The organism is Ensifer sp. ENS09 (assembly GCF_014852425.1).
In the GTDB taxonomy this organism is placed as follows: domain Bacteria; phylum Pseudomonadota; class Alphaproteobacteria; order Rhizobiales; family Rhizobiaceae; genus Ensifer.
Window position 1 is genome coordinate 1,601,016 of record NZ_JACVBP010000001.1, and the last position, 23,853, is coordinate 1,624,868.

A 23,853-nucleotide genomic window follows, 5' to 3' on the forward strand; every position below is an offset into this window, starting at 1 on the left:
GTCAGGCCCTCTCGATCTTCAGCCAGCGGGCGCAGGCGAGATAGGCGACGGTGACGGCCAGCATCAGGACGATCGACAGCGCCGCCGCCATCGGGAAATCCGCCCGGCGTCCGAGCTGCAGCATGATAATCTGCGGCAGCACCAGCTCGTTGTTGCCGCCAAGGATCTGCGGCGTGACGTAGTCACCGATGCAGAGCACGAAGGTGAGGAATGCGCCGGTCATGATACCGGGCAGCGTCAAGGGCAGTACCACATGCCAGAAGGTCTGGAAGGCATTGGCGCCAAGGTCCGCTGCGGCGCGGCGGTAGTTCGGCGACAGCTGGATCAGGTTGGAATAGATCGTCAACGTCAGGAGCATGACGAAGAAATGCACGAAGCCGATCACCGTCGCCGTGCGCGTGCTCGCCAGCTCCAGCGGCTCGGAGATCAGGCCGATGCTCATGAACATCTGGTTGATCACGCCGTTCTTCGACAAGACCAGTAGCCAGGAATAGGAGCGCACCACGTAGGAGGTCCAGAACGGCAGGATCGCCAGGATCAGCGCCATGCGCTGCAGCCGCTTCGGCACGCGCTCGGCGATGATCCAGGCGAGCGGATAGGCAAGCAGCACCGAGATTACCGTGACGATGACCGTGATCTCAAGCGAGTTGACGAGCCCTCGGAACAGGGCGTTCTCGGAGAAGAAGCGGATGTAGTTGTCGAAGTTCCAGGCATGGACGATGTCCCGCCCCTCGCGCCTCCAGAGGCTCATCGCCGCCATGAAGGCGAAGGGCACGACGAAGAAGGCGACGGTCCACAACAGCGCTGGAGCAACGAAGCCCCAGGCCTTTCGGCGGTCGGCGTCTTCAAGCGCTGTCGCTGATGTCAAAGCGGTGTCTGCCATTACCGTCCCAGATCTAAGGATTTCGGGCGAGCAAAGAAAAATGGCAAGCGCGACACGACGCGCCCGCTGTTGTCGTTACTGCTGCAGCATCTCCGTCCAGGCATCCTGGAACTTGTGGTCGAGTTCGGCCGAGGGGATCGGATAGAGCTGCGTCTTCTTCAGGTATTCGGCCTGCTGGTCGAAGCGAAGTGCTGCCTTCTGCTTGTCGGTCAGATGCTCGCCTGCCTTGGCATTGGCCGGCATCGCCCAGTAGCAGGAGGACGTCGCAAGCCGCGCCTGGCCCTCGGGGCTGACGATGTACTGAACGAACTTCAGCGCCAGATCCTGCTTGGTCGAATCCTTCATCACGCCGATCGACTGCGCCCAGCGCACCGCACCCTGTTCGGGGATGGTCCAGTCGAGACTCGGCTTGTCGGCCGAAAGAACTGCGGTGATCCATTCGCCGCCACCGACGAGGATATCGACTTCGCCGGTCGCAAGTGCGGTCTGCGAGGAGACGACGTCGCTCACCTGCTTGGAAACCGCGCGCATCGCTGCGAGCTTCTCCTTGATCGCCGGCATGTCCGCGTCGCTCAGATCGGCAGTCTTCTTGCCGAGGCCAAGCCCGACGAGACCGATCATCGGCAGGTAGTAGTCGTAGAGCGCGATGCGACCCTTGTACTTGTCCGACCAGATGATCGACAGGTCCTGCATGTCCTTCGGGTCGACCTTGGTCTTGTCGTAGGAAATCGTGTTGTAGCCGAACTTCTCGGTGACGGCGTAGGTCTTGCCGTCCTTCATGTTGTTCGCCTCCATGCGCACTTCCGGGAAGATATCCGCGGTCGGCAGCGCATCAGCCGGCATTTCGGCGAGCAGATCGAGATCGATGGCGCGATGCACATCGACACCGTCGATCACGAGCACGTCCCAGTCGCCCGGCTGCGACTGGTCGAGGATCGAGAGCCCTGCCCCGGTGCCCTCATAGACCTTGACGTTGACCTTGACGTCGTTGGCCTTCTCGAACGGTTCGAGAAGCGCCGGATCGGTGTGGTCGCACCAGACGAGCGCATTGAGCTCTTCCTGGGCAAAGACCGGCGCGGGGGCTGCGACCGTCGACAGAGCGGCGATCGCGATTGCGGCCGTGGAGGAGAAAAAACGGCGCAGGGGCGCACCGTCACGAACTGACTTCATCATGCTGTTGCCCTCTTGTTTTGACGCTCGTTTCGGCGTCTTCAAAAAAAGATTGAATGAATTCATTTTTTAAGTCAATCTCAATTTTGAACCAATTCATAATTCGGGGAAACATCGGATGACGGGACTGCGCGCACGGCAAAAAGCCGACAGAAACAGGCGTATTCTCGACGCCGCCAGCGCGCTCTTTCGCGAAGTGGGCTACGACAGCGCGCGTATCGAGGTCATTGCCGAGCGCGCCGAAATTTCGGTCGGAACCTTCTACAATTACTACGAAAACAAGGGCGACATCCTGCTTGCCACCGTCTCGATGGAAGTCGAGGAGGTGCTCGCCGCCGGGCGTGCGATCGTCGACAACCCGCCGGCATCGGTCATGGGCGCGCTGGATGCGCTGATCGGCGAATATTACGACCACTCGCTCTACTATCTGAGCAAGGAGATGTGGCGAACGGCGATGGCGATCTCCATCCAACAGCCGGAAAGCCCGTTCAGCAAACGCTATACAGAGCTCGATCGCAGGCTGTGCGATCAGGTCTCAACCCTGATCCTCAGATTGAAGGCCAAGGGCGTGGTCGCGATCGATGTCGACGCGGAGGCTGTCGGAGAGATGCTCTTCCACAATCTCAATACGATGTTCACCGAATTCGCCAAGCGCGAGACGATGTCGCTGAACGACCTTAAGGCCCGCGTTTCTCGCCAGAACCGACCGCTTGCAACACTCATCACGACGCGCTGATCATCACAAGAACACGACCCGAGCGCATCAGCTTGCGGGCAAAGAGGGAACATCATGAACGATCTTGAACAGGCGGTGCTTCAGGCCGCCGACCGGCTGGTGTCTGCCTTTGCAAGGCACGATCGGGAGGCCTATTTTTCAGCCTTCGCGCCTGACGCCACCTTCATTTTTCACACGCTCGATCGGCCGCTGTTAAGCCGCGCGGCCTATGAGGCGGAATGGTCACAATGGGAGGAACGGGATGGTTTTCGCGTGCGCGCCTGCCGGTCGAGTGAGCGGCACGTCCAGGCCGTAGGCGATGTCGCGGTCTTCACCCATCGCGTCGAGACGGAACTGGAGTTCAACGGCGAGCCGGCCAGGGCGGACGAGCGGGAGACGATCGTTTTCCGGCGGGGATCGTCAGGCAATTGGATCGCCGTGCACGAGCATCTGTCGCGCCAGAGCTGAAAAGAGAAAAGTCAGAAAGCACCAACGACGACGGCGCTGACGAAGGAAAAGGCTGCGGCGATGGCAATCGCGTGCGGGACCAGATGGACGAACGACCGGCGCGCAGGTGCGGAGGCATAAAGTGCGTATCGGGATTGGATCATCGGCCTCGATGCGTTCATCGCGTCTCTCCGTCGTTTCATCCGCAGGTTCTTGCCCGCCTTCTCTCTTGTTCTCCTATATTCTCGATTGAGTTTATAGATATTATTTTTCTGAAATGGCTCGATCCGTGAAAAATCGGTCCGGCCCCGCAAACAATCGTCAGTGCCGGTTGCGGTCGCGGTCCTGGAGATGTTTGGACCAGGTCTTGCTGAACCATGGCGTCAGCAGCCAGACGTCCGAGCCTCGGTGCGAACGCGTCAGCGCGCTGTCGGTCTCCACACAGGTCCAGACGGTGAAACCCGTCAGCTCATGTTTGCCGAAGGTCTGGATCAGCGGAATATCGGCCGCATCACGGCCCCGGGCAACCGCAATGCGCCCTGCCCGCCGCTGGTTGTTCTTGGCGTCGAAGGTGTGCCAGCTGTCGCCGAGGAAGACCTCGAACCAGGCATTGAAGTCCATCGGCGCCGGATTTTCACTCCTAGGGATGTCGGCCATGTAGCCGTTCACGTAACGCGCCGGCATGTTCATGCAGCGGCAGAACGCGATCGCCAGATGAGCATAGTCGCGGCTGACGCCAACGCGATCTTCATGGGCTTCGAGCGCTGTGCGCATGGTCTGCGCATAACCATAGCTGAAGACGAGGCGTTCATGCACGTAGTCGCAAATCGCCTGTACCCGCTCCCACCCTGCCGGCACGTGGCCGAACAGCCGCCACGCGACCGCGCCAAGCCGGTCCGTCTCGCAGTAGCGGCTCGCCGCGAGATACGGCAGCCACGAAGCCGGCAGGCTTTCGACCGGCACCGCATCCGCCAGCGGGTCCGTGGCGTCGAGCCTGCCGTCATCCTCGATCACGGCATCGTAGGAAAGCTTGAAGTCGCCTTCCGGCACCGTCATCCGAAAACAGGTATTGCCGTGGGGATCGGTGATCTGCTCCATCTTGACGATTGGCGAGGAGACCGGCCCATGTTCCCGGCGCAGTGTCGAGCGCCGCTCCGGCACGACTGACAGATAGGTCATCATCGGGGTCGGCTGCGGGCAGCGAATGCCAATTTCATAGCCAAAGCGCACGAACATCTCGAAATCCCCCAGGACATCAATCGGGAGCGAGGAGCCCCCTGGTTGCCGCCCGCGGAACCCTGCGGGCACGCCTTGGTTTCGGTTTGCACACGACAGCTTCGCCGAAGGGCGCCGGCCGCATACCGGAGATGCAGGAGGCAGCCCCCTATGGGGCGTGCCGATGCCTTAGAGAACGATAGTACCGCATCGGGATGCGAGGGCGGAATCACATTTCGTCCACGAACCCACCACGGACCGCAACGCGGCGCTCCGTGCGACGAGAACGCAAACGGGAGTGGATTGTTCCGGCGCGGGCTTTCTATAGCCCGACGGCGTCCTTGAACTGGTACCACCAGGAGCCGATCGTCGAATATTGCGCGCGGAACATGCGCCCGCCGGGGAATGGGTACCAGGGCAGTTTCTCAAAGACATCATAGCGCGTCGTGTCGCCGTCGATCGCCTCGGCGAGCGTGCGTCCGAAGAGATGCGAACCGGTGACGCCATGGCCGCTGTAGCCATGGGCGAAATAGGTATTGCTGCCGATCCGGCCCATCTGCGGCACGCGGGTGAAGGAGAGCGCGAAGTTGCCGCTCCAGGCATAGTCGATCTTCACGCCCTTCAATTGCGGAAACACCTTTTCGAGGTTGGGCTTGAGCTTGGCGACAACGTCGGCCGGATCGGTACCGCCGTAGACGGTGCCGCCGCCGAAGATCATGCGTTTATCGGCGGAGAGCCGGAAATAATCGAGAATGTAGCGCACGTCCTCGACGCACATGTCGCTCGGGATGAGCGAATGGGCGAGTTCTTCGCCAAGCGGCGCCGTGGTGATCATCTGGGTCGAGACCGGCATGACGCGCGAGACGAGCTTCGGCACCGCATCGCCGAGATAGGCATTGCCGCAGAGCACGACGATACGCGCCGACACCTGCCCGCCTTCGGTATAGACGGTGGGCCTTGCCGCTTCATGATCAACGCGCGTTACTGGCGACTGTTCGTAGATCGTGCCGCCGATGCTTTCGAAGGCACGCGCCTCGCCGAGCACGAGATTGAGCGGATGCATGTGGCCGCCGGTGGTATCCAGCATGCCGCCGCAATAGGCGTCCGACGTGACGAGCTTGCTGAGCGCCTCACGGTCGAGAAGCTGGTGATCGTCCATCCCGTATTTGCGCCAGAGCGCCTGCTTGGCTTCGAGCTCCTTCATATGCGCCGGCGTATAGGCGGCGTAGATGTTGCCCGGCTTAAGGTCGCATTCGATCTGGTACTGGCTGACGAGACGACGGATGATCTTCCCGCCCTCCTGCACCAGCCCGCCGATGAAACGCGCCGCATCGTCGCCGTAGCGGCGCTGGATGGTCGACAAGCTGGCGTTGAGGCCGTTGACCACCTGACCGCCATTGCGGCCCGAAGCACCCCAGCCGACCTGAGCCCCTTCGATGACGACGACCTTGTAGCCTTTTTCGGCCAGGTGGATCGCCGTCGACAGACCGGAATAGCCGGCGCCGACGACGCAGACGTCGGTCTCGACGCGGCCCTGCAGCCGGACCGGCGTGCGGATGATGTTGCGGGAGGCGGCATAATAGCTGGTGGGGTAGCTGCCGTCGCCGGCATAGGATTTCTGTTTCGAAAGCATCAGACGATTTCCAGATAGGCGCTGAATTCGTAGTCCGTGACCTGCTCGGCAAAGCCTGCGATCTCCTGGCGTTTGCAGGCGATCAGCATCGAGCGCAGCACGGGATCGAAGATTTCGGCGGCAATCGGCCCTGCCTCGAAGCTGTCGACCGCCTGCCCCCATTCGGAGGGAATTTTGGGCAATTTCTCCGTTGCATAAGCGCGTCCTGAAACTGGCGCCGGCGGCTTCCACTTGTTGCGGATGCCGACCAAGGCGGCGCCGAGGATCGCGGCAATGACGAGATAGGGATTGGCATCCGCGCCGGCGACCCGATGTTCGATGCGGCGTGCATAGGGATTACCGCCGGGAATGCGGATCGCCGAGGTGCGGTTCTCATACCCCCAGCAGACAGCGGTCGGCGCATGCGTGTCGGGCCGCAGCCGCCGGTAGGAATTGAAGTGCGGCGCAAAGAGCAGCGTCGTCTCGGCCATGCCGCGCAAGAGACCGGCAACGGCATTCTTGAGGATCGGAGATCCCTCGTCGCTGCCGTCGTTGAAGACGTTGTTGCCCTCCTCGTCGAGCAGGCTGAAATGGACATGCATGCCGTTGCCCGAGCGGGTGCCATAGGGCTTGGCCATGAAGGTCGCAGCAAGACCATGCTTGCGCGCCACGCCCTTGACGATTCGCTTGAAGAAGATCGCGTCGTCGGCCGCCTTCAGCGGGTCGTCCGTGTGAAGCAGGTTGATCTCGAACTGCCCGATGCCGTTTTCGGCGATCGCCGCATCCGCCGGCACGTTCTGCCGGGCGCATTCCTTGTAGACGTCGGAGAAGAACTCGCCGAAGTCGTCGAGCTCGTCGATCGACAGGATCGCATCGGAATCGAGCCGTTTGCCGGTATAGGGCGAGATCGGCGGCACCGCGCTGTCGGGCTCCGGATCGATCAGGTAGAATTCCAGTTCGGTCGCGACGACGGGGCGAAGGCCGAGTTCCTTGTATTCCCGCACGACCGCTGCCAGGGCCTGGCGCGGATCGGCAAGAAACGGCTTGCCGTCCTCGAGCTGCAGCCAGAGCGGCACAAGCGCGCTCGGCCGCGAAGTCCAGTTGACCGGCAGCGCGCCGCGGCCGGTGACGCCGCAGATGCCGTCCCGGTCGCCGCTCGCAAACACCTGCTCGCTGTTGATGATGTCCTCGCCCCACACATCGACGCCGACGATCGAGAGCGGCATGCGGATGCCGCCGCCGAGAACCTTGCCCGCCTGCTCCACCGGCACGCGTTTGCCCCGCATGATGCCGTTGAGATCGCAGACAACCGCCTGGATGCTTTCAATCGGCCCGTTCTGCTCGAGCCATGCCTTGAATGCGCTGGGATCTTCCGCGTCGAGCGACATATCGCAAATCTCTTTTTGTGATCACATATTCAGAAAGTTGACATAATTCAGGAATTGGAGTCAAGCATCGGCGGTGCTATCAGGCTTTTGACATAGAGCGGGGGGCGGAAAAGTGTATGCAGGCGAACGCCGCTCTCGCCGATGAGAAAGCCGTCGCAATTCGGGCAAAAGGACATGCGCACTTGAAACCCCTTGTCTTACCGCCGCTGGTGCGTCCCGATGGCATGACGACGCACGACTATGCCTTTCACCGGCTGCGCCAGGCGATCATGGTCGGCGCGTTCCGACCCGGCACTTCCGTCACGATCCGCGGCCTGGCCGAGGCGCTTGAAAGCAGCCCCACTCCGGTGCGCGAGGCCTTGCGACAACTCACCTCGATCGGCGCGCTGCAGTTCCTCGAAAACCGTCGCATCGTCGTACCGCACATCACCCCTGCCCGGTTCGAAGAACTGATCTCGTTGCGCATCGCGCTCGAAAGCCATGCCGCCCGCCGGGCCGTCGCCCATCTCTCCGAACGCCAGATCGAGAAGATCATGGCGATCGACGACAGCATCGAGACGGAGATCCGTCGGGGTGACAAGGTGGCGGCGCTGATCGCCAACCAGGCGTTTCACCGGATGATCTACACGGCCAATCCCGACGCGGTCGCCATGCCGCTGATCGAGAGTGTCTGGCTGCAGCTCGGCCCGATCCTCGGGATCGCCATGGAACACGTGACCGAACTCTACGTCGTCGACCGCCACCGCGAGGCGATCGAGGCGCTGAGGCGCCGCGATGAGAACGCTGCTGCCGACGCAATCGCTGCCGACATCCGCGAGGGTATCGGCGGCTTCGACCAGCAGGCGGTCGCGCGGTTGCTGCGCTTGGCCGCCTGAGATCACTGCCGTCAAAATTTTAGTGTGACTAAAATTCCGTATTGACAACGTTCAATCACGGCACCAAAGTCGTGCAAATACAGACGCATAGTGACGGGAAGCGAGCTTCCCGGCTTCATGTCCGTGCATTCGAGGGGGAGGAGTCCGCTTGAAGAGCCAAAGACCCAAATCCCGGCGCAAGACAGGCGCGGGCCTCAAGCATTCCCCATAGCCGACTTTGCGCCGTTCTCCGGCGCTCCTTTCACCCATCACAGTCGACCACAGCCGCCTGACCGGTTGGCGGCATCTGATTTTCTCAAGCCAGAATTGGAAACACCATGAAAGAACTCACCAAGAGCCGTTTTGCAGCGCTCCGCCGCACGATGGCCGAAAGCAATGTCGGCCTCGTCGCGCTGGCCCCGGGATCGCACATGGATTGGCTGATCGGCTACCATCCGCATCCCGACGAACGTCCGTGCCTGCTTCTCATCGGCCCGGAAAAGGAAGCGTTCCTGATGCCGGCGCTGAATGCCGAAGGCACGCGCGAGCACACCGATATCGCCTTCCACAACTGGGCCGACGACATTGGCCCGAGCGACGCCCTGACCGCAGCGCTTGCCGATGTCGGCGCCGCAAAGCCCGGCCGCGTCGTGCTCGACGAAACCATGCGCGCCGATTTCGCGCTGCTGCTGATCGATGCGCTGCCCGCCGATACCGCCCGCGAATTCACCCCGGCAACGCTCGGCGCGCTGCGCATGCGCAAGGACAAGAGCGAATACGCGCTTCTGAAGATGAACGCCGGCATCGCCGACCGCGCCATGCAGGCGGCGTTTTCCAAGATCCGTCCGGGCATGACGGAGAAGGAACTGGCCGCCGACATCCGCGCGCACTTCGCCTCGGAAGGTGCTGCACCCGCCTTCTGGATCGTCGGCGCCGGCGGCAATGGCGCCTTCCCGCATCATTCGGCGAGCGAACGGGTGATCGAGGAAGGCGACGCCGTCGTCATCGACATCGGCGGCCGCAAACAGGGCTTCCCGAGCGACATTACCCGCATGGCGATCGTCGGCCGCGCGCCCGAAGGCTACGGGCAGATCCACACGATCGTCGAAAGAGCCGTCCAGGCGGCCCTGAAGGCGGCTCGCCCGGGCGTTCTCGCCAAAGAGGTCGATGCTGCCGCCCGTAAAGTGATCTCGGACGCCGGCTACGGCGAGTACTTCGTCCACCGCACCGGCCACGGCATGGGCATCGACGGCCACGAGCCGCCCTACATCACCGCGACCTCGGAAACCGTGCTGGAAGAAGGAATGGTCTTCTCCATCGAGCCCGGCATCTATCTGCCCGGTCGCTTCGGCATCCGCCTCGAGGATATCGTCATCCTGCGCGAGGATGGGCCGGAGGTTCTTTCCTCGCTTCCCCGCGACGTTCACGTCGCGAAGGTCTGATCAAAGTTGCGGCGCCCCAGGGCGCTGCTTCTCTCTGCCGCCGAGCCTTACGGCTATTGAACCGGCCGCTTGCGCGGCTTCGCCGGCTCGCTCCCCTTCTTGCCAGGTTGCTTCTTGTAGACGGGCTGCTGCTGCTCGACCGGCGGCCAGATCCAGTAATAACCATAGGGCTTGCGCTGGATCCCCTCGTAATACTCGCCCTTCCGCGTCCGCATCTGCGCCTCGGCATCCCCCGCAGCCGTCGCCATGACGAAGAATGCGCCGAGCACGGCTGCGACCACAAACTGATATTCCGATTTCATCATCACCAGAGCTCCTTGCCTCCCTTGTCTACGCCTGAGGCGGGCGGGGTCAACCGCTGTGCGTCTATCAGTTCTTGCTTGACGACCCCAACCAGCTTGATCATATTGGTGAGATGTCAGACCAATTTGGCCTCTGGGGAGGGAGCCGAATGAATGAACCGGCAAGAGCGGCACTGGTGCCCCTGCCCCCGGCCGACCGGGCCCAGCAGGTGATTGCCGCGTTGGCTGACTACATCGAACAATCGGGCCTCAAACCCGGCGAGCGCCTGCCGGCCGAGCGCGAACTGATGACGGCGCTGGCCGTCGGCCGCTCGACCATCCGCGAAGTCATCCGCCACTTCCAGGCACTCGGCGTCGTCGAGGCACGCAAGGGCAGCGGCACCTATCTCTTGCGCACGATCTCCGGCGCCACCGTCCATATGCCGCTCACGCTCGACGCCGCGCATCTGCGTGACGTGCTGTTGATGACGCTCGAAGTGCGCCGCGGCATCGAGGTCGAGGCCAACATGGTCGCCGCGCGCCGGCGCACTGAAGACGACCTGAAGATCATCGAAATCAAGCTCAACGAGATGGAGCGCGTGCATATCGCCAAGGGTACGTCGGGGCCGGAAGACCTCGCCTTTCACCTGGCGATCTACGACGCCACCCACAATCCGCTGTTTCGCCAACTGCTCGAACAGATGCGCGAGGCCTTCGAGCGCTTCTGGGACCATCCTTTCGACCGAACGGACTTCGCCCGTCGCTCCTTCCCGTTCCACCGCACCCTCTTCAACGCGATCGCCGCTCAGGACCCTGAGACGGCGCGCGAAGAAACGCTGAAAATCCTCGCGATCGTCGAGGAAGACATCAAGGAAATGTCCAAATGACCAACGGCCTCGAACCGTTCGACCACGCCTCGCTGATCGTCGCACATGACGAAGGCCACGCCTTCGATGCCGTCGTGCCGCCGATCGTGCAGACCTCGCTCTTCACCTTCAAGGACTACGACGACATGGTCGCCTCCTACAAAGGCGAACGCGTGCGGCCGATCTACACCCGCGGCCTCAACCCGACCGTGCGCATGTTCGAGGAGATGCTGGCGAAACTCGAAGGCGGCGAAGACGCGATCGGCTTTGCGAGCGGCATGTCGGCGATCTCGTCGACCGTACTTTCCTTCGTCGAACCGGGCGACCGGATCGTCGCCGTCAACCATGTCTATCCCGACGCCTTCCGCCTGTTCGGCACGCATCTGAAGCGCATGAAGATCGAGGTGACCTACGTCGACGGCCGCGACGAGGAAGCGGTCGCCAAGGCGCTTCCCGGCGCCAAGCTCTTCTACATGGAAAGCCCGACGAGCTGGGTGATGGACACCCATGATGTCGCGTCGCTGGCCCGCCTCGCCAAGGACCAGGGCATCATCACCGCGATCGACAACAGCTGGGCAAGCCCGATCTTCCAGCAGCCGATCTCGCTCGGCGTCGACCTCGTCATCCACTCGGCTTCCAAGTATCTCGGCGGTCACTCTGATGTCGTCGCCGGCATCGTCACCGGCTCGAAGGAACTGATCGGCCGCATCCGCTCGGAAGCCTATCCCTATCTCGGTGGCAAGCTCTCGCCCTTCGACGCCTGGCTCCTGATCCGTGGCCTGCGCACCCTGCCGATCCGCATGAAGTCGCACGAACGCTCGGCGCTTGAAGTCGCGCGGCGGCTGCAGGCCCATCCGCTGGTTGAAAAAGTCTGCCACCCCGGGCTCGGCAACACCCTGCCGCCCGGGCTCTCGGGCACATCCGGCCTCTTCTCCTTCATCTTCCGCGAGGGTGTCGATGTCCGGCGCTTCGCCGATCATCTCGAACTCTTCAAGCTCGGCGTTTCCTGGGGCGGACACGAAAGCCTCATCGTGCCGGGCGAAGTCGTGCTGTCGCAGAAAGCCCAGCCGAATTCCGCGGCCGCCTTCGGCATCTCGCCGCGGTCGGTACGGCTGCATGTCGGTCTGGAGGGAACGGAGGCCCTCTGGAGCGATCTCGAAGCGGCGCTCGCCGTCGCTTCGACTGACTGACAGAGGCGGGATCAAGATCCCGCTTCTCCCACTTTGAAGCAGAACCAACGAAGAAAAGAGGGAACATAAAATGAAAAAACTGATCACTGCCACGCTTCTCGCCACCCTGATGGCCGGAAGCGCACTCGCCGACACCAAACTGAAACTGGTCGAAGTCATCACCAGCCCGGAGCGCACCGAGACGCTGAAGTCGATCGTCGCCAAGTTCGAGGCCGCCAACCCCGGCACGACGGTCGAGATCATCTCGCTTCCCTGGGGCGAAGCCTTCCAGAAGTTTGCGACCATGGTTTCGGCCGGCGAACTGCCTGACGTCATGGAAATGCCCGACACCTGGCTGTCGCTCTATGCCAACAACGGCATGCTCGAAAGCCTTGAGCCCTACCTCGCCAAGTGGGAGCACACGGGCGGGCTGACGGAGCGCGCGCTCGAACTCGGCCGCGACATCAACGATACCGCCTACATGCTGCCCTACGGCTTCTATCTGCGCGCGATGTTCTACAACAAAAAGCTGCTCTCGGAAGCCGGCGTCAGCGAACCGCCGAAGACGATGGACGATTTCGTCAAGGCATCCGAAGCCGTCTCCAAGCTGCCGGGCAAATCCGGCTACTGCCTGCGCGGCGGCCCGGGTGGCCTCAACGGCTGGGTGATGTTCGGCGCGACGATGGCCGGCAGCAACACGTTCTTCAACGAGGACGGCACCTCGACCATGAACAGCGAAGGCTGGGTCAAGGGCCTGACCTGGGTGATCGACCTCTACAAGAAGGGGCTGGCACCGAAGGACAGCGTCAACTGGGGCTTCAACGAAATCGTCGCCGGCTTCTACAGCGGCACCTGCGCCTTCCTCGACCAGGATCCGGATGCGCTGATCGCCATTGCCGAGCGCATGAAGTCGGAAGACTTCGGCGTCACCACCATGCCGAAGGGCCCGAGCGGCAAGGCGTTTACCACCATCGGCTTTGCCGGCTGGTCGATGCTGTCCGCCAGCCAGAACAAGGACCTCTCCTGGAAGCTGATCGAGACGCTCGAAGGGCCGGAAGGCAACATCGAGTGGAACAAGCGTACCGGTGCGCTGCCGGTACACAAGTCGGCCGAGAAGGAACCCTTCTATGCCAGCGCTCAGTTCAAGGGCTGGTTCGACGAACTCGCCGACAAGGACGTCGTCCTGACGGTCATGCCGACCTACCTCGAGGAATTCGCCTTCTTCAAGGATTCGCTCGCCATCAAGACGACCCAGGAAGCCCTGCTCGGCGACATCACGCCGGAACAGCTCGCCAACCAGTGGGCAGAATACCTGACCAAGGCGCAGCAGAAGTTCCTTGCCAGCAAGAAGTAAGCCTTCGGCCGGCGGCGGCTTTCCGCCGCCGGCCTTTTGATCTCGCGCGGAACAAAATGGGCGCGGACTCCGCCCTTTCCGCTCCGACCTAGAATCGAGGCACGCCCGAAAAACCGGCGGCCGCACAGGGGAAATTTCGATCGATGGCCTATGTCGCCCGCCAAAGCGGCCTGCCGGCAAGCAGGACGCCGCTGAAGAAGCGCATCGCCGATGGCGCCGCACCCTATCTTTATAGCGCGCCGGCGCTGATCCTGATCGTCACCGTGATGCTGGTGCCGCTGGTGCTCGGCGTCTCCTACGCCTTTCGCGATATCCAGCTCTTGAACCCGTTCTCCGGCGCCTATATCGGCCTCGATCACTTCCGGGCGCTGTCCGAGGATCAGGCCTTCTACCGGGCGCTGCGCAATACGCTGTGGTGGACCGGCGCCTCTGTGTTCTTCCAGTTCGTCTTCGGCCTGATTCTGGCCCTGCTGCTCGATAAACCTTTCTATGGCCGCGGCCTCGCCCAGGCTCTCGTCTTTCTGCCCTGGGCCGTGCCGAGCTTCCTTGCCGGCCTCAACTGGGCCTGGCTGTTCAATCCGGTCGTCGGTCCCCTGCCGCACTGGTTCTACGCGCTCGGCCTCATGAGCGAGCCACACAACATCCTGTCCGACCCGCAGCTTGCCATGTGGGGGCCGATCGTCGCCAATGTCTGGTGGGGCATACCCTTCTTCGCCATCACGCTGCTTGCCGCCCTCCAGGCGATCCCGCGCGACCTCTATGAGGCCGCAAGCATCGACGGCGCCGGCCCGCTCCAGCGATTCCTGTCGATCACGCTCCCCTTCCTGGCGCCGACGATCGCCATCACCATTCTGTTGCGCACCGTCTGGATCTCCAACTTCGCCGACCTGATCATCGTCATGACCAATGGCGGACCGGCCGACCGCACCCAGATCGTCGCCAGCTATATCTTCACCCAGGCCTTCAAGCGGCTGGATTTCGGTTACGCCTCGGCGATCGCGCTCGTGCTTCTGGCGCTGCTGCTCGCCTATTCGATGCTGATCGTCATCCTGCGCCAATGGCTGCTGAGCAAGGATTGAACCGATGCGCGCCAAAACGCTTCTCCTCACCATCGCGCACCGGCTGGCAATCCTTGCCTATATCGCGTTTGCGCTCTTCCCGCTCTATTGGCTGTTGAAGGTCGCGGTCACGCCGAACGACCTGCTCTACTCCGAAGGCATTCGGATGTGGCCGTCGCGCGCCAGCCTCGAGCACTTCGACTTCGTGCTCCGCCACAGCGCCTTTCCTGTCTTCTTCAAGAACAGCCTGATCGTCTCGGGCTCGACTGCCGTCATCGTCACCATTCTTGCCTCGCTCTCGGGCTATGCCCTGTCGCGCTTCAATTTCCGCGGCAAATACTGGCTGGTGGCGCTGATGCTTCTGACGCAGATGTTCCCGCTGGTGATGCTGGTCGCGCCGATCTTCAAGATCCTCTCGCCGATGGGTCTGACCAACAGCCTGACCGGCCTCGTCATCGTCTACACCGCCTTCAACGTGCCCTTCGCCACCTTCCTGATGCAGTCGTTCTTCGACGGCATTCCGAAGGATCTTGAGGAGGCGGCGATGATCGACGGCGCAACACAGTTCGTCGCCTTCCGCCAGATCATCCTGCCGCTGACGCTGCCCGGCATCGCCGCCACGCTCGGCTTCGTCTTCACCGCCGCCTGGAGCGAGCTGCTGTTCTCGCTGATGCTGATCTCCGGCAACGACCAGGCGACCTTCCCCGTTGGACTTTTGTCCTTCGTGTCGAAGTTCTCCGTCGACTTCGGGCAGATGATGGCCGCCGGCGTGCTCGCGCTCATCCCCGCCTGCCTCTTCTTCCTGCTCATTCAACGTTATCTCGTCCAGGGCCTCACGGCCGGCGCGGTCAAAGGCTGAGGATTGCTCTCATGGCTTCCATCGATATCGCCAATATCCAGAAATCCTACGGCATCCACCCGGTCCTGCACGACGTCGATCTCAAGATCGGCGACGGCGAGTTCGTCGTGCTCGTCGGCCCGTCCGGCTGCGGCAAGTCCACGCTTCTGCGCATGATCGCCGGGCTTGAGAGCGTCACTTCGGGCGAGATCCGCATTGCCGGCAAGCGCGTCAACGAGCTGGCGCCGAAGGACCGAGACATCGCGATGGTGTTCCAGTCCTATGCGCTCTATCCGCATATGTCGGTCGCCAAGAACATGAGCTACAGCCTCAGGCTCCGGAAGACCGCCAAAGAGAAGATCGCAAGCGTCGTTTCAGGAGCGGCCGCCAAGCTCGGGCTCGATCCGCTGCTCGAACGCCGGCCGCGCGCGCTCTCGGGCGGCCAGCGCCAGCGCGTCGCCATGGGCCGTGCCATCGTGCGCGAACCCAAGGCGTTCCTGTTCGACGAGCCGCTCTCGAACCTCGACGCTCGCCTGCGTGAACAGATGCGCGCCGAGATCAAGAAGCTGCACAAGGATCTCGGCGCCACCTCGATCTACGTCACCCACGACCAGATCGAGGCCATGACGCTCGCCGACCGCATCGTCGCCATGAACGGCGGCTTCGTGCAGCAGGTCGGAAGCCCGCTCGACCTCTATGACCGGCCGGCCAATCTCTTCGTCGCCGGCTTCATCGGCTCGCCCGGCATGAACTTCTTCGAGGGCACCTACCGAAACGGCACCGCTCCCCGCTTCGAAACAGATGGTGGCATCGTCATCCCGGCTCAGCCGCATCCTGCGCTCGCCGACGGCGGCAAGGCGACGCTCGGCATCCGGCCGGAACATGTGGAGATCGGCGTCGAAGGCCCGGATGCGCTGAAGGCCAATGTCGACCTGGTCGAGCCGACCGGCTTCGGCATCATCCTGCACCTTTCCTTCGGCCGTGCCGGCTTCAAGGCCTTTACCAACGACCGCCGGTTCCTCAACGTTTCCGGCTCGCTGCCCGTGCGCCTGCCCGTCGAACGGCTGCACTTCTTCGATGCCGACGGCAATCGCGTCTGATTGCCGACAACGGCCATGGTGAAAAATTAGGCGGCGTCGGCGAACTGGCCGGCGCCGCCGGTTGACTTCCTGAGGACGAGGCGTACCGTTTCGGTGTCGCAAGTATCAACCGCCGTGGCGCCAACTTAAGAGAAGCAAGCACCGCCAAAACGACAGATTGACGATAGCCTTCCTTGCCTGCGCCCGGCGATTTTGAGGAAGTGTCATGCGAATTCTTGTTGTTGCCCTTGCCTTTTCGACAACCTTGCTCTGTCCGCTCGCCGCCCTCGCGCAAGAGGGGGATGCCACGGCCGGAGCCACGGTCTTCAAAAAATGCGCCGTATGCCATATCGTCGACAGCGATACCAACAAGGTCGGACCCTCACTCAACCATGTCCTGGGGCGAACCGCCGGCACCCATCCCAACTTCAGCTACTCCACGGCTATGGTCGATGCCGGTAAGGGTGGCCTGGTCTGGGACGAGACGACGTTGCGCGACTATCTGCACAATCCCAAGGCCAAGGTGAAGGGCACGAAAATGGCCTTCGTCGGGCTGAAGGACGACACGGACATCTCCAATCTTCTCGCCTATCTCAAGCAGTATTCGCAGTAGGCTGAAAAGACGAAACGCAACTGCCGCTCGCCACGTAGGCGGCGAATTGCGACTATTGGACGTTCGTGCAATAATTGCATCTACAGCACCTCGCGCCTGACCAGACGCAGAGAGGTCGCTGTAGAACTTTGAATTCCTGCATGTTTTCATCCCTGGATCGGCGACGACCAAGGAAAACGTGCAGCAGAGATCTACGGATTGCGTCTTCATGCCCACAGCCGCCAGCGGCGAGGAGGGACAGAAATGGCCGTGGTCGTTATTCTGGTTTTACTGGCCGTCGGATCGGTATTGTTTCATCTGTTGAGCCCGTGGTGGTGGACACCGATCGCGTCCAACTGGAGTTACATCGACAATACGCTGATCATCACCTTCTGGATTACCGGCGTCGTCTTCGTCGCCGTGGTTCTTTTCATGGCCTATTGCGTGCTCCGCTTTCGCCATCGCCCGGGAAACCGGGCGGCCTATGAACCGGAAAACCGCAAGCTCGAAGGGTGGCTTGCCGGCGGCACGACGCTCGGCGTCGCCGCCATGCTCACCCCCGGCCTTTTCGTCTGGCACCAGTTCGTGACCGTTCCTGACGGAGCGGCCCAGGTTGAGGTCGTCGGCCAGCAGTGGCTGTGGAGCTTCCGGCTCCCCGGCGCCGACGGCAAGCTCGGGACATCCGAGACCCGCGACATCACGCCGGAAAACTCGCTCGGTCTCAACCGCAACGATCCGGCAGCGCTTGACGACGTCGTCATCGAGGGCGGCGAGTTGCATCTGGAAGTCGGTAAACCGGTCAAGATGCTGCTGCGCTCCGTGGATGTGCTGCATGATTTCTACGTGCCGGAGTTTCGCGCCAAGATGGACATGGTGCCCGGCATGGTCACCTATTTCTGGCTGACGCCCACCCGCACGGGCACGTTCGAGGTGCTCTGCGCCGAGCTTTGCGGCGTCGGTCACCCGCAGATGCGCGGCACCGTCGTCGTCGACAGTGCGGAGGACTATCAGGCCTGGCTTTCGCAGCAGCAAACCTTCTCGCAGCTGCAGGCACAAGCAGGAGTGCAGACGAAGGAAACGGCGCAGGCATTAAATGCCGCCCCGGCGCAATAGAGGCGCCCCGACGGCCAAGCGGGATGAGGAAAAGTGCTCGCGGTATCCGCCCGCATCCCGCTCGTGAGGAGCCGCAATTCCATTGTTGGACGTGCGGAATTGCAGGTTCAAGGCGTTGGATCGAGATGATCCGGTGTTGGGAGGTTCTCGCAGATGGTCGATATCCGGTCAGGCACGGGCGAACCGATTGGCCCCGCGGAAGTGGAGGACGTGGAGCTCTATCATCCCCATAGCTGGTGGACGCGCTACGTCTTCAGCCAGGATGCCAAGATCATCGCCGTGCAATATGCCTCCACCGCCATCGCCATCGGCATGGTCGCCCTGGTGCTCTCCTGGCTGATGCGACTGCAGCTCGGCTTTCCCGGCGCCTTCGCCTTCATCGATGCCGAGCGCTACTACCAGTTCATCACCATGCACGGCATGATCATGGTGATCTATCTGCTCACCGCGCTGTTTCTCGGCGGCTTCGGCAACTACCTGATCCCGCTGATGCTCGGCGCGCGCGACATGGTCTTTCCCTATGCCAACATGCTGAGCTACTGGCTCTATCTGCTCGCCGTCCTCGTGCTCGTCGTCAGCTTCTTTGCGCCGGGCGGGCCGACCGGCGCCGGCTGGACGCTCTATCCGCCCCAGGCGGTTCTGTCCGGAACGCCCGGCGGCAAGGACTGGGGCATCATATTGATGCTGTCCTCGCTCATCCTCTTCGTCATCGGCTTCACCATGGGCGGGCTCAACTACGTGGTCACCGTGCTCCAGGGTCGCACGCGCGGCATGACGCTGATGCGCATGCCGCTCACCGTCTGGGGCATCTTCACCGCGACGGTGATGGCGCTGCTCGCCTTCCCCGCCCTCTTCGTCGCCTGCGTCATGATGCTGTTCGACCGGGTGCTCGGGACCAGCTTCTTCATGCCGGCGATCGTCGAGATGGGCGAACAACTGCAGCATGGCGGCGGCAGTCCGATCATGTTCCAGCACCTCTTCTGGTTCTTTGGCCATCCGGAGGTCTACATCGTGGCGCTTCCCGCCTTCGGCATCGTCTCCGATCTCATCAGCACACACGCCCGCAAGAACATCTTCGGCTACCGCATGATGGTCTGGGCGATCGTCATCATCGGCGCGCTCTCCTTCATCGTCTGGGCGCACCACATGTATGTCAGCGGCATGAACCCCTATTTCGGTTTCTTCTTCGCAACGACCACGCTGATCATTGCCGTGCCGACGGCGATCAAGGTCTACAATTGGGTCCTGACGCTCTGGCGTGGCGACATACACCTGACGTTGCCAATGCTCTTTGCGCTCGCCTTCATCGTGACCTTCGTCAATGGCGGGCTGACCGGTCTGTTCCTCGGCAACGTCGTCGTCGACGTGCCGCTCTCCGACACGATGTTCGTCGTCGCCCACTTCCACATGGTCATGGGTGTCGCGCCGATCATGGTGATCTTCGGGGCGATCTATCACTGGTATCCGAAGATCACCGGCCGCATGCTCAATCAGGCCATGGGGCAGATCCATTTCTGGGTCACCTTCGTCGGCGCCTATCTGATCTTCTTCCCGATGCACTATCTCGGGCTGATCGGCGTTCCGCGCCGCTATTACGAGATGGGCGAGACCGCCTTCGTGCCGGCGTCCGCCCACACGCTCAACGAGTTCATCACCATCATGGCGCTGATCGTCGGTGCCGCCCAGATCGTCTTCCTCTTCAACCTCATCTGGAGCATCCGCCATGGCCGCGAGGCCGGCGGCAATCCCTGGCGGGCAACGACGCTCGAATGGCAGACGCCGGAAACGCCGCCGCGCCACGGCAACTGGGGCAAGGAGCTGCCGGTCGTCTACCGTTGGCCCTATGACTACAGCGTGCCGGGAGCCGCGGAAGATTTCATTCCGCAAACTGAGCCGGGTCCGGTAGGCCACGCGCCGGAGGGTGCCTCATGAACGTCACCCTCGTCTTCCTGGCGGTGATCTTCGCGATCGCCGCCTGGTGGCTCAGCCGGCAGCGGCTGTTCTCGAAACCCTGGCTGGAGGTCGGCCACGCCCACGACCCGCGCCCACTCGGCAGGCCCTCGATCCCGCCAGCAAAAATCGGTCTCGGCGTCTTCCTCGCCGTCGTCGCAGCGCTCTTCTCCCTCTTCATCAGCGCCTACTTCATGCGCATGGCCTCCACCGACTGGTGGTCGACGCCGATGCCGAAGATCCTGTGGCTGAACACCGCCATCCTCGCACTCGGCAGCCTGCTCCTGCATGCGGCCCGCGTCACTGCCGAACAGCATCGTGACGAGGCGAGCCGCACGGCGATGATCGCAGCGCTTGCCGCCGGTCTCGCCTTCCTCGCCGGCCAGGTCTTTGCCTGGCGCGAACTTACGGACGCCGGCTTCCTGCTCGCCGACAATCCGGCCAACAGCTTCTTCTACATGATCTCGGGCATGCATGGCCTGCACATTCTCGGCGGCCTGTTCGCCCTGACCCGGGTCATCGTCAAGACGCGCGCCGGCCCGATGGGCGAAAAGGCCGTGCTGTCGATCACGCTCTGCGCCACCTACTGGCATTTCATGCTGGCCGTATGGCTGGTGCTCTACGCGCTCTTTTCCGGCTGGGCCAACGACTTCGTCGAGCTCTGCCGATCCCTCTTGACCTGAAGGAGCCAAGGCATGTCCGCCGAGACACATTCGCCTGTCCGAGAGCCGCTCCACCGCCCGGCGGGACTTGCCGGCTTTGCCGCAGACTGGGCGTCGGACCAGCGGACGTTCAAGAACGTCTCCTGGGGCAAGGCGATGATGTGGATCTTCCTCTTGAGCGACACCTTCGTCTTCGGCTGTTTCCTCATCGCCTACATGTCGGCGCGCATGTCGACGGCCGTGCCCTGGCCCAATCCGAGCGAGGTCTTCGCGCTGCACATCGGCGGCTCGGACGTGCCGCTGATCCTGATTGCCATCATGACCTTTGTGCTGATCACCTCGAGCGGCACAATGGCCATGGCCGTCAATTTCGGCTACCGGCGCGATCGCAAGAAGACCGCACTTCTCATGCTACTGACCGCCCTTTTCGGCGCCACCTTCGTCGGCATGCAAGCCTTCGAGTGGACGAAGCTGATCACGGAGGGCGTGCGCCCGTGGGGCAACCCTTGGGGGGCCGCCCAATTCGGCTCGACCTTTTTCATGATCACCGGGTTCCACGGAACCCACGTCACGATCGGCGTCATTTTCCTCTTGATCATCGCCCGCAAGGTCTGGCGTGGCGATTTCGAAACCGAACGGCGCGGCTTCTTCACGAGCCGCAAGGGACACTACGAGATCGTCGAGATCACCGGCCTCTACTGGCACTTCGTCGACCTCGTCTGGGTCTTCATCTTCGCGTTCTTCTATCTGTGGTGAGGCATGGCCATGACAGAAACGACTGTTCACACCCACGCGGCACCGGCAACAAAGGCGGAAAGCCACGCCCAAACGCACCAGCAGCACCCGATCGGGCTCTATCTGGTCGTCTGGTTGCTGCTCTTCGTGCTCAGCACCTTTTCCTACCTCGTCGACTATGTCGGGCTGCAGGGCTATCTCAGGTGGTCGCTGATCCTGATCTTCATGGTGTTGAAGGCGGGGCTGATCGTGGCGATCTTCATGCACATGGCCTGGGAGCGGCTGGCGCTGATCTACGCGATCCTGCTGCCACCACTTTTGGTGCTGGTCTTCGTGGCGTTGATGGTGTCGGAATCGCACTACGTACTCTTCACCCGCCTCACCTTCTTCGGCGCGGCGCCGTGAGCATGAAAGCGGCGCCGCCCGAGCAGGCGGCGGCGCTGGCTGTCTTGTGACTCAGTGTTGCTGAAGCCCGGTGATCATCGCGATGATCTCGTTCTTGTCGGTCTTCGCCGTCTCGCGAATGCCGATCTGCTTGCCGCGACGCAGGACGCAGATGCGATCCGACAGCTTGAAGACCTGATCGAGGCTGTGGCTGATGATCAGCACGCCGATGTTGCGGCTTTTCAGCGATTCCACGATCTCCTCGACCTTGGCGGTTTCGGCAACGCCAAGCGCCGCCGTCGGCTCGTCGAGAAGAATAAGCTTGCTCGCCCAATGGGTGGCGCGGGCAATGGCGACGCCCTGGCGCTGCCCGCCCGAGAGGTCGCGGATCGTCGCATGGGCCGAGGGGATGCGGACATCCAGTTCCTTCACCAGCGTCTCCGTCTCGGAAATCATCCGGCGACGGTCGAGCAGGCCGAAACGGTTCACCGGCTCGCGGCCGAGAAACATGTTCATGTAGACCGTCTGCTGGTCGGCAAGTGCCAGGTCCTGGTAGACGACCTCGATGCCATGGGCGCGCGCCATGGTGGCGTTCGACATCGCCACCGTCTGGTTCTCGATGGTGATCGTTCCCGAGGTCGGCGTGTAGACGCCGGAGATGATCTTGATCAGCGTCGACTTGCCGGCGCCGTTGTCCCCGACGAGCGCGACGATCTCGCCCGGACGGACCTCCAGCGAGAAGTTCTCGATCGCGGTGACGCCGCCAAAGGTCTTGCGGATGTCCTTCAGCTTCAGGACCGGCTCTGCTGCAGCACTAACGTTCGCGTTCATGATGTCGCCCCTTATACCGGCCAGGCTGCGGTTTCGCCGAAACCGTTTTCGATCGTTTCCACCTTCGGCGCGCCCTTGGAGATGCCCGACACGCCGACGACATAGGCGCGTGTGACGAAGGCCTGGCCGCGGAAGCCGAACACCGCCGTATCGCCGGGCTTGGGCGCAGCCGGTCCACTGGCGTCGATCATCGCATAATAGTCGATCGCCGAGGGCGGTGGCACTTCGACGCTTCGAAGCGCCGATGCAACCGTAGTCGGCTCAGTCGATACGATCGCCTTGACGTCGTAATCCGGGAAGATCGGGTCGATGTAGAAACCGCCGCCGAAGCAATAGGCCTTGCCGCCCGAGAGATGGGAGACCTCGGTGAGGTAGAGCACCGCCGGCAGCTCCGGCAGGTCTTCCATCACGTGCAGCGCCGTGGTGCCATGCAGGCCGTTGCCCGGCTCGCATTGCGTCGCACCCGCTTCGGCAAGGGCCGGCAGCATGACGCTGGAGGTCGTGCCCGGCGCATTCACCTCTATCCCTGTGCGCCCGGCCTTGGCCAGCGCCTCGGCCGCTTTCGAGAGTGTTGCCAGGTTGTGCGTCGGCTTCACCTTGCGGCTTTCATGATCGAAGAGCAGCGCCGGAAAGGTGGTGATGCCGGCAAAACGGCCACCGGCGAGGCCGTCGAGGCGATCGGCAACCGCAGCAACGTCGCTGGCATCGAACCCGCCTTCATGACCGCGGTAGAAGGTGTCGCCTTCCGCCCTGATGCGGGCAAGCAGATCCTGTCGATAGCCGGCGGCATGTGCGCCGGCTGCCGCTTCCGCAGCCTTCTCGGCGTTGAAGACCGTCCAGTAATCGGGCCGGAAGGTCTTCGCCGCGGCAGCCGCCTCATGGCGCGCGACCTGCTGCAGGTGGCCGAGATGGCCGACCTTCAGGCCGGCCCTGTGGGTGGCGCGGGCGCAGGCCATGTCGACGGCGACCGAGCGGTCGATGCCGCCGCGCTTGACCGCTTCGCAGAAGGAACTGGAGCGCCCGACCTGCTTGGTCATGGCGAAGATCTTCAGGCCGAGGCGACGCGCCTCGTTGCTCATGATCGCCGCATTGGCCTCGACCGTGTCGAGGTCGAGTACATAGGCGTTGGCCGGTATCTTGCCCTGCTGGTGCAGGGCCATCGCCGCTTCGATGAATGCCGGGTTGCGGCGGCGCAAAACGTCGAGAAACATGAAA

At 62.5% G+C, this 23,853-nt stretch carries 25 protein-coding genes; 16 read left to right on the forward strand and 9 right to left on the reverse strand.

Annotation, left to right across the window (positions count from 1 at the left end):
* Position 1: 1 nt before the first annotated feature.
* The gene (locus tag IB267_RS07975; RefSeq protein ID WP_192447103.1) at positions 2 to 883 is read right to left on the reverse strand and encodes an ABC transporter permease; all 882 of its coding nucleotides are present in this window, start codon (positions 881 to 883) and stop codon (positions 2 to 4) included.
* Positions 884 to 958: 75 nt separating this feature from the next.
* A complete protein-coding gene (locus IB267_RS07980) occupies positions 959 to 2,053 on the reverse strand; it encodes a PotD/PotF family extracellular solute-binding protein (protein WP_371742521.1) in 1,095 nt (364 codons plus the stop codon).
* Positions 2,054 to 2,171: 118 nt separating this feature from the next.
* Here IB267_RS07980 and IB267_RS07985 point away from each other — a divergent pair, with 118 nt between their 5' ends.
* Both IB267_RS07985 and IB267_RS07990 read left to right on the forward strand, forming a co-directional pair.
* Positions 2,172 to 2,789 (forward strand): TetR/AcrR family transcriptional regulator, encoded by a 618-nt coding sequence (locus tag IB267_RS07985; RefSeq protein WP_192447105.1) that lies wholly within the window; start codon positions 2,172 to 2,174, stop codon positions 2,787 to 2,789.
* 54 nt (positions 2,790 to 2,843) lie between these two features.
* Positions 2,844 to 3,236, forward strand: coding sequence for a nuclear transport factor 2 family protein (locus IB267_RS07990; RefSeq protein ID WP_192447106.1), 393 nt, complete (start codon positions 2,844 to 2,846; stop codon positions 3,234 to 3,236).
* Between the two features lie 11 nt (positions 3,237 to 3,247).
* Here IB267_RS07990 and IB267_RS07995 read toward each other — a convergent pair whose 3' ends face one another.
* From IB267_RS07995 to IB267_RS08010, 4 genes are all read right to left on the reverse strand, one after another.
* Entirely contained in the window at positions 3,248 to 3,397 is a 150-nt protein-coding gene (locus tag IB267_RS07995) for a hypothetical protein (RefSeq protein ID WP_192447107.1), read from the reverse strand.
* A 139-nt stretch (positions 3,398 to 3,536) separates the two neighbouring features.
* Positions 3,537 to 4,451 (reverse strand): transglutaminase family protein, encoded by a 915-nt coding sequence (locus IB267_RS08000; RefSeq protein ID WP_192447108.1) that lies wholly within the window; start codon positions 4,449 to 4,451, stop codon positions 3,537 to 3,539.
* 301 nt (positions 4,452 to 4,752) lie between these two features.
* Positions 4,753 to 6,066: an FAD-binding oxidoreductase gene (locus IB267_RS08005; RefSeq protein WP_192447219.1), complete on the reverse strand. Its 1,314-nt coding sequence runs from the start codon at positions 6,064 to 6,066 to the stop codon at positions 4,753 to 4,755.
* A complete protein-coding gene (locus IB267_RS08010) occupies positions 6,063 to 7,430 on the reverse strand; it encodes a glutamine synthetase family protein (protein WP_192447109.1) in 1,368 nt (455 codons plus the stop codon). Before IB267_RS08010 ends, IB267_RS08005 begins: the two co-directional genes overlap by 4 nt.
* 182 nt (positions 7,431 to 7,612) lie before the next feature.
* On the opposite strand from IB267_RS08010, the gene IB267_RS08015 reads away from it, so the two are divergent.
* The gene (locus IB267_RS08015; protein ID WP_043611256.1) at positions 7,613 to 8,305 is read left to right on the forward strand and encodes a GntR family transcriptional regulator; all 693 of its coding nucleotides are present in this window, start codon (positions 7,613 to 7,615) and stop codon (positions 8,303 to 8,305) included.
* A gap of 317 nt (positions 8,306 to 8,622) precedes the next feature.
* Positions 8,623 to 9,726, forward strand: a complete 1,104-nt coding sequence (locus tag IB267_RS08020; RefSeq protein ID WP_192447110.1) for a Xaa-Pro peptidase family protein — start codon at positions 8,623 to 8,625, stop codon at positions 9,724 to 9,726.
* Between the two features lie 53 nt (positions 9,727 to 9,779).
* On the opposite strand, the gene IB267_RS08025 is transcribed toward IB267_RS08020, so the two are convergent.
* Positions 9,780 to 10,031 (reverse strand): hypothetical protein, encoded by a 252-nt coding sequence (locus IB267_RS08025; RefSeq protein WP_192447111.1) that lies wholly within the window; start codon positions 10,029 to 10,031, stop codon positions 9,780 to 9,782.
* A gap of 146 nt (positions 10,032 to 10,177) precedes the next feature.
* On the opposite strand from IB267_RS08025, the gene IB267_RS08030 reads away from it, so the two are divergent.
* From IB267_RS08030 to IB267_RS08085, 12 genes are all read left to right on the forward strand, one after another.
* Positions 10,178 to 10,894 (forward strand): FadR/GntR family transcriptional regulator, encoded by a 717-nt coding sequence (locus IB267_RS08030; RefSeq protein ID WP_192447112.1) that lies wholly within the window; start codon positions 10,178 to 10,180, stop codon positions 10,892 to 10,894.
* Positions 10,891 to 12,063 carry a PLP-dependent transferase gene (locus IB267_RS08035; protein ID WP_192447113.1) on the forward strand — a complete coding sequence of 391 codons (1,173 nt, stop codon included), beginning with the start codon at positions 10,891 to 10,893 and terminating at the stop codon, positions 12,061 to 12,063. The genes IB267_RS08030 and IB267_RS08035 overlap by 4 nt, the downstream gene beginning before the upstream one ends.
* Before the next feature lie 70 nt (positions 12,064 to 12,133).
* Entirely contained in the window at positions 12,134 to 13,396 is a 1,263-nt protein-coding gene (locus IB267_RS08040) for a sugar ABC transporter substrate-binding protein (protein ID WP_192447114.1), read from the forward strand.
* 143 nt (positions 13,397 to 13,539) lie between these two features.
* Entirely contained in the window at positions 13,540 to 14,475 is a 936-nt protein-coding gene (locus IB267_RS08045) for a carbohydrate ABC transporter permease (protein WP_192447115.1), read from the forward strand.
* 4 nt (positions 14,476 to 14,479) lie between these two features.
* Positions 14,480 to 15,313, forward strand: a complete 834-nt coding sequence (locus IB267_RS08050; protein WP_192447116.1) for a carbohydrate ABC transporter permease — start codon at positions 14,480 to 14,482, stop codon at positions 15,311 to 15,313.
* An 11-nt stretch (positions 15,314 to 15,324) separates the two neighbouring features.
* A complete protein-coding gene (locus tag IB267_RS08055; protein WP_192447117.1) occupies positions 15,325 to 16,392 on the forward strand; it encodes an ABC transporter ATP-binding protein in 1,068 nt (355 codons plus the stop codon).
* Positions 16,393 to 16,597: 205 nt separating this feature from the next.
* Positions 16,598 to 16,984, forward strand: a complete 387-nt coding sequence (locus IB267_RS08060; protein WP_043611241.1) for a cytochrome c family protein — start codon at positions 16,598 to 16,600, stop codon at positions 16,982 to 16,984.
* A gap of 243 nt (positions 16,985 to 17,227) precedes the next feature.
* Positions 17,228 to 18,076 carry a cytochrome c oxidase subunit II gene (locus IB267_RS08065; RefSeq protein WP_192447118.1) on the forward strand — a complete coding sequence of 283 codons (849 nt, stop codon included), beginning with the start codon at positions 17,228 to 17,230 and terminating at the stop codon, positions 18,074 to 18,076.
* A 153-nt stretch (positions 18,077 to 18,229) separates the two neighbouring features.
* Entirely contained in the window at positions 18,230 to 20,008 is a 1,779-nt protein-coding gene (gene ctaD, locus IB267_RS08070; RefSeq protein ID WP_192447119.1) for a cytochrome c oxidase subunit I, read from the forward strand.
* The gene (locus tag IB267_RS08075) at positions 20,005 to 20,709 is read left to right on the forward strand and encodes a cytochrome c oxidase subunit 3 (protein WP_192447120.1); all 705 of its coding nucleotides are present in this window, start codon (positions 20,005 to 20,007) and stop codon (positions 20,707 to 20,709) included. The genes ctaD and IB267_RS08075 overlap by 4 nt, the downstream gene beginning before the upstream one ends.
* 12 nt (positions 20,710 to 20,721) lie before the next feature.
* Positions 20,722 to 21,444 carry a heme-copper oxidase subunit III family protein gene (locus IB267_RS08080; RefSeq protein ID WP_043611232.1) on the forward strand — a complete coding sequence of 241 codons (723 nt, stop codon included), beginning with the start codon at positions 20,722 to 20,724 and terminating at the stop codon, positions 21,442 to 21,444.
* Positions 21,445 to 21,453: 9 nt separating this feature from the next.
* A complete protein-coding gene (locus IB267_RS08085) occupies positions 21,454 to 21,828 on the forward strand; it encodes a cytochrome C oxidase subunit IV family protein (protein ID WP_192447121.1) in 375 nt (124 codons plus the stop codon).
* A gap of 51 nt (positions 21,829 to 21,879) precedes the next feature.
* On the opposite strand, the gene IB267_RS08090 is transcribed toward IB267_RS08085, so the two are convergent.
* Both IB267_RS08090 and IB267_RS08095 read right to left on the reverse strand, forming a co-directional pair.
* A complete protein-coding gene (locus IB267_RS08090) occupies positions 21,880 to 22,638 on the reverse strand; it encodes an ATP-binding cassette domain-containing protein (protein ID WP_104668541.1) in 759 nt (252 codons plus the stop codon).
* Between the two features lie 11 nt (positions 22,639 to 22,649).
* Positions 22,650 to 23,849, reverse strand: a complete 1,200-nt coding sequence (locus IB267_RS08095; protein WP_192447122.1) for an alanine racemase — start codon at positions 23,847 to 23,849, stop codon at positions 22,650 to 22,652.
* Between the last annotated feature and the right edge of the window lie 4 nt (positions 23,850 to 23,853).

Bases quoted from the DNA above. Each gene is read 5' to 3' on its own strand.
- IB267_RS08060 (WP_043611241.1), top strand. From the start codon at position 16,598: ATGCGAATTCTTGTTGTTGCCCTTGCCTTTTCGACAACCTTGCTCTGT.
- IB267_RS07980 (WP_371742521.1), bottom strand. From the start codon at position 2,053: ATGAAGTCAGTTCGTGACGGTGCGCCCCTGCGCCGTTTTTTCTCCTCC.
- IB267_RS08025 (WP_192447111.1), bottom strand. From the start codon at position 10,031: ATGATGAAATCGGAATATCAGTTTGTGGTCGCAGCCGTGCTCGGCGCA.
- IB267_RS07990 (WP_192447106.1), top strand. From the start codon at position 2,844: ATGAACGATCTTGAACAGGCGGTGCTTCAGGCCGCCGACCGGCTGGTG.
- IB267_RS07975 (WP_192447103.1), bottom strand. From the start codon at position 883: ATGGCAGACACCGCTTTGACATCAGCGACAGCGCTTGAAGACGCCGAC.
- IB267_RS08055 (WP_192447117.1), top strand. From the start codon at position 15,325: ATGGCTTCCATCGATATCGCCAATATCCAGAAATCCTACGGCATCCAC.
- IB267_RS08020 (WP_192447110.1), top strand. From the start codon at position 8,623: ATGAAAGAACTCACCAAGAGCCGTTTTGCAGCGCTCCGCCGCACGATG.
- IB267_RS08090 (WP_104668541.1), bottom strand. From the start codon at position 22,638: ATGAACGCGAACGTTAGTGCTGCAGCAGAGCCGGTCCTGAAGCTGAAG.
- ctaD (WP_192447119.1), top strand. From the start codon at position 18,230: ATGGTCGATATCCGGTCAGGCACGGGCGAACCGATTGGCCCCGCGGAA.
- IB267_RS08075 (WP_192447120.1), top strand. From the start codon at position 20,005: ATGAACGTCACCCTCGTCTTCCTGGCGGTGATCTTCGCGATCGCCGCC.
- IB267_RS08085 (WP_192447121.1), top strand. From the start codon at position 21,454: ATGACAGAAACGACTGTTCACACCCACGCGGCACCGGCAACAAAGGCG.
- IB267_RS08010 (WP_192447109.1), bottom strand. From the start codon at position 7,430: ATGTCGCTCGACGCGGAAGATCCCAGCGCATTCAAGGCATGGCTCGAG.
- IB267_RS08080 (WP_043611232.1), top strand. From the start codon at position 20,722: ATGTCCGCCGAGACACATTCGCCTGTCCGAGAGCCGCTCCACCGCCCG.
- IB267_RS08000 (WP_192447108.1), bottom strand. From the start codon at position 4,451: ATGTTCGTGCGCTTTGGCTATGAAATTGGCATTCGCTGCCCGCAGCCG.
- IB267_RS07985 (WP_192447105.1), top strand. From the start codon at position 2,172: ATGACGGGACTGCGCGCACGGCAAAAAGCCGACAGAAACAGGCGTATT.
- IB267_RS08065 (WP_192447118.1), top strand. From the start codon at position 17,228: ATGGCCGTGGTCGTTATTCTGGTTTTACTGGCCGTCGGATCGGTATTG.
- IB267_RS08035 (WP_192447113.1), top strand. From the start codon at position 10,891: ATGACCAACGGCCTCGAACCGTTCGACCACGCCTCGCTGATCGTCGCA.
- IB267_RS08030 (WP_192447112.1), top strand. From the start codon at position 10,178: ATGAATGAACCGGCAAGAGCGGCACTGGTGCCCCTGCCCCCGGCCGAC.
- IB267_RS08040 (WP_192447114.1), top strand. From the start codon at position 12,134: ATGAAAAAACTGATCACTGCCACGCTTCTCGCCACCCTGATGGCCGGA.
- IB267_RS08050 (WP_192447116.1), top strand. From the start codon at position 14,480: ATGCGCGCCAAAACGCTTCTCCTCACCATCGCGCACCGGCTGGCAATC.
- IB267_RS08045 (WP_192447115.1), top strand. From the start codon at position 13,540: ATGGCCTATGTCGCCCGCCAAAGCGGCCTGCCGGCAAGCAGGACGCCG.
- IB267_RS07995 (WP_192447107.1), bottom strand. From the start codon at position 3,397: ATGAACGCATCGAGGCCGATGATCCAATCCCGATACGCACTTTATGCC.
- IB267_RS08095 (WP_192447122.1), bottom strand. From the start codon at position 23,849: ATGTTTCTCGACGTTTTGCGCCGCCGCAACCCGGCATTCATCGAAGCG.